Source organism: Atribacteraceae bacterium (assembly GCA_035477455.1).
In the GTDB taxonomy this organism is placed as follows: Bacteria; Atribacterota; Atribacteria; order Atribacterales; family Atribacteraceae; genus DATIKP01.
Genome location: DATIKP010000130.1, coordinates 1 through 3855, shown reverse-complemented (window position 1 = coordinate 3855; position 3855 = coordinate 1). Strand labels below are relative to the sequence as shown.

General features: G+C 53.4%; 4 protein-coding genes. 1 reads left to right on the top strand and 3 read right to left on the bottom strand.

Annotated elements, in window-relative coordinates; all coding sequences use genetic code 11:
• The first annotated feature begins 123 nt into the window (after window positions 1-123).
• On the top strand, window positions 124-2196 hold the full coding sequence (gene malQ / locus VLH40_07950) for a 4-alpha-glucanotransferase (protein ID HSV31935.1): 2073 nt from the start codon (window positions 124-126) through the stop codon (window positions 2194-2196).
• Between the two features lie 179 nt (window positions 2197-2375).
• Here malQ and VLH40_07945 read toward each other — a convergent pair whose 3' ends face one another.
• The 3 genes from VLH40_07945 to VLH40_07935 all read right to left on the bottom strand — a co-directional run.
• The gene (locus VLH40_07945; protein ID HSV31934.1) at window positions 2376-2834 is read right to left on the bottom strand and encodes a hypothetical protein; all 459 of its coding nucleotides are present in this window, start codon (window positions 2832-2834) and stop codon (window positions 2376-2378) included.
• 272 nt (window positions 2835-3106) lie between these two features.
• Window positions 3107-3316: a hypothetical protein gene (locus VLH40_07940; GenBank protein HSV31933.1), complete on the bottom strand. Its 210-nt coding sequence runs from the start codon at window positions 3314-3316 to the stop codon at window positions 3107-3109.
• A 292-nt stretch (window positions 3317-3608) separates the two neighbouring features.
• A partial coding sequence (locus tag VLH40_07935) for a hypothetical protein (GenBank protein HSV31932.1) occupies window positions 3609-3855 on the bottom strand: 247 nt, incomplete at its 5' end.

Below are 3855 nucleotides of genomic sequence, written 5' to 3'. Positions count from 1 at the left end.
AGTTTCATTTTCCATCCTCTCCACAACATAGATATCGGTCAACTTACGAAGTGTAGCACCAATACGATTTTCTGAGAAGACTGTCCTGGGTTAAAGCAGAGGATAAGAAGGGAAAAACATTCCATGAACGATATGAAACTGGAGATGGTCCGCGAACTGGCTTCCCTGGCCGGAGTTGACACTCACTATGACGATATCTGGGGTCATCGGATTCAAGCGGATGAAGAGACGCTGGCTGGGGTACTTCAGGCGATGGGTTATGCCGATTTGTCGACGCAAGGCCTACCCGAGGCCATCCGGGAAATCCGAAAAGAAATCGATTTCCCGATCCCCCCGGTGATCAGTAGCAGGAACGGAGCCGGGACATTGATTCCGGCAGCGGGTTGGTTAAGAGGGATCTTGACTCTGCGGGGAGAGGAGGGGATGGGGAGCCGTTTCGAGTGGGGGGGAACCGGGCCGCTCGAGTATCGACTCCCCGGAGAGTTTCCCCGGGGGTATTACCGGATGGAGGGAGAATTTTCCACCTCCACCGGAGAAATCCGGTTTTCCTCTCTCCTTGTCTACGCCCCCGAAAAATGCTGGCCGGCACCCGCGGACAGAATCTGGGGAACGACGGTGGCTGCCTATTCGCTGTATACCGGCAAAAAAGAGTGGATAGGGGATTTGCGGGACCTGCGGGACGCCGTGGAGGTCATGGAGCGTAATGGAGCCGGCTTTGTCGGACTACTGCCGCTGCATCTCCTCGAAAACCGGCTGCCTTTCGGGATCAGCCCCTATTACCCCCTCGATCGTCTGTTGTGGAACCCGGTATATCTACCTCTTGACGAAGTCGCTGGCTATTTTGAATGGCCCGATTTTTTCCCCGGCCGTCTCTTGCGGTCCTCAACCGGTCCAGATACGGAACCCGGGCTGGTGGATTATGAAACGGCCTGGCGGGAGAAGCGGGCGTTTTTGGAGAAGGTGTTTGAGCGTTTTTATCAGACCGAACGCCGGAGGACGACCGCCCGCTGGCAGGATTTTCAGACGTTCCTGGCCGGGGAAGGCGACCGGGGTTGGATGAGGGCTTTTTTTCATACTTATCGCGAACAGGAACAGAAATCTTGGCGGGACTGGCCTGCTTTGTTTCGGGACCGGGACCGGACGGCTATACGTGAATGGATTGCCGGCAACGAACAAGACGTTCTTTTCCACAGCTGGCTCCAGTGGCTCACGGAGAAGTTCTTGGGGGAAGTGGGTCAGGAGCAAAACATTTTGGGTTTTGATCTGCCTATCGGATCCTCTCCCGAGGGTAGTGAATGCTGGCTCAATCAGGAACTTTTCGCGTCCGGAGCCCGAGTTGGCGCGCCACCGGATGATTTCTCCCCGCAGGGTCAAAACTGGGGCTTTCTTCCGGTCAATCCCTGGATAGACCGGAAACAGGAGTATAGTCACTTCAGGGCGTTATTACAAAAAAACATGAGGTTTTCACGCTTTTTGCGGATCGATCATATTATGGGATTGTACCGGTCGTTCTGGATTCCGGAAAAGAGCTCTACCGGCCGAGGGACCTATGTCCGGCAGTTCTCGAAAGACCTGTTCGCGATATTGGCCCTGGAAAGTGAACGAAACCGGGTCACGATCATCGGGGAGGACCTGGGAACCGTTCCTCCCCGGGTCCGGGAGTTGATGGATGAGTCCGGTGTGTTGTGCACTAAGGTCTTTTACTTCGAACAGGATGAAAAAGGATTTCCCCTCCCACCGGATCACTATCCAAGGCAGGCTTTCATCACGATGAACACGCATGATATGCCGACCCTGCGGGCTTTTTGCGCCGGGTCCGATCTCACCCTCCGCCGGGAATTGGGAATTTTCGACGAGAGTACTTGTGAAAGACTCCTGCGGGAAAGAGGGGAATTTCTCAAAAGAGTAATTGACCGCCTACGGGACTGGGGCTTCCTTCAGGAGATACCGGAGGGAGATCTCTATCCCATCCTCTTTTCGGCCCTGCTTCGCTATCTGGCCGCGACGGAATGCCGGATCCGGGTGGTCAGTCTGGAGGATGTTATGAGATTGGACCTGCAACCTAACCTTCCTTCGACGACCATTCCCGAAAACTGGCGGCACCGGGTTAACGTCGGCGACTCCGCTTTCTCCGAACAGGTCCGGAAAGTACACGAGACGATGCGGGAAAAAAGCACGTTTATCCAGACTCCTTAAGGCCTGATGTTACTCAGGTCCTGGCTTATACCAATTAATCCTATGACATCACCATTTGAATTGTGAAATGGGGCCTTGATGACATGGTAAAGGAGGGTTTTTCCGTTAAGCCCTTAACTCCGAACATCTTCGCAAACTGGAAAGAAACCAAGAACCCCATGAAAAATAACGAGGCCCAATCAGCTTGTGGCTACTTCTACCTGAGCTAACTGGGGAGCGATAAAGAGTTCTTTCGTTTTGAGCCCCAGCGTGATAACCGCTTTGCCCAGTTTCGTCAGGTAATATTTCCGGGTGCCCGATACCTTCTTGATGAGCCCATGAACCCCCAGACGCTTGAGTATGCGCGAAATAGAAGCTGAACTCAACTCCGGGAGCAAGCGGCGGAGCAATTGGTTCTGCAAACCGCTGATCTTGAATGCTCCGTGCGCCAGTACTTCGAACAGCGGCTGATCTTCCCGGCGGAAGAAGTTAAAGCCTTTAAAACTTCTGTCGCTGTCCTTTTTGCTTTCCGAGAGTTCCTCCAGTTTTTTCGCACCGTCACTGGGGTCCTCCAAAGAATATACAAACTCCAGATAGCGGCGATTGGTAGCTTTCAGCAGTCGGCCGAGCGGATACCAGTTGTAAATCTTCTTCTTCACCGGCGCGGCTTTCTGGGTGACGGTTCCTTCCCGCTCTGGATTTCCCGAGCATGCTTGAACTGCGAGACATCGTTCACGGTCGTTTCAATCCGGAGCCCGCAGCCAAACTGGTCATACATTTTGATGCTGACTGGTGCTTGATTCTGGTACCAAGAATACCCTTGTTGAACCGGGTTCCCATTTCGCCCTCGTAGTTCCCGCGCAGCTTTTGTCCCGGGAACGTGGCGATGTTCTCTGGTTTTACAGAATGGATGGCGGTATAAACGATGCCCTCATAAAGCCACTTCCGGTCCGCTCTCGTCCTGGAAAACGATGTCTGTGGCGTGTACTCTACCTGCATGCTGCTCCAGCGATAAACCACACCCGGTTTTTTGATCACCGGGCAGTACCAGGACTTGATGCAGGTCTTCCCCCCGAACATGGTCGGATAGCTGCTGCGCCTTCTCCCAGTCGCTGATGCCAAGGAAGGTCTTGTCCCGCACTTGGGGTGATGCCTTGTTTGGTTGGCCGGGAGATAAGCCAATTGGGTCCGTTCATGTAAAACTGAAGGCGGAACGGAGACCGGGTGGGGACAGGAAGATAACCAAAGTCCGGATCAAGGAAGTAAAAGTAGTAGTGCAGGCATTTCCCGGAGTCCGTTCTCACGAATGTTTTACCCGTTTGCTGCTCATGCCACGCTTTGTAACTGGTGCATGTTTCCCTGGCTGAAAAGAGGTGGACCAGACCCGGGTGAGCGCCAGGCTTCTCAATGATCGATTGGATGTGATCGTCCTTTCAGAAGGTGGCGATTTTACGGATAAATTCAATCTCCAGTCCGTTTTCCCTGGCTATCAGAACGGCATGCTCGCGAAGTTCTTCGCGCAAGGCATTGGCCCAATCCGGGTAGTCGAAGATTTTGATGGTGTTTTGATATAGGTACGAAGTCATTCCGCCGTCAAAACAAAGCCCCGGAATATGGCCCTGGATCACAATCCGATCGTAGCAGGCCAGTACTCCTTTAGTCTTGTCTTTGTAACGCTCG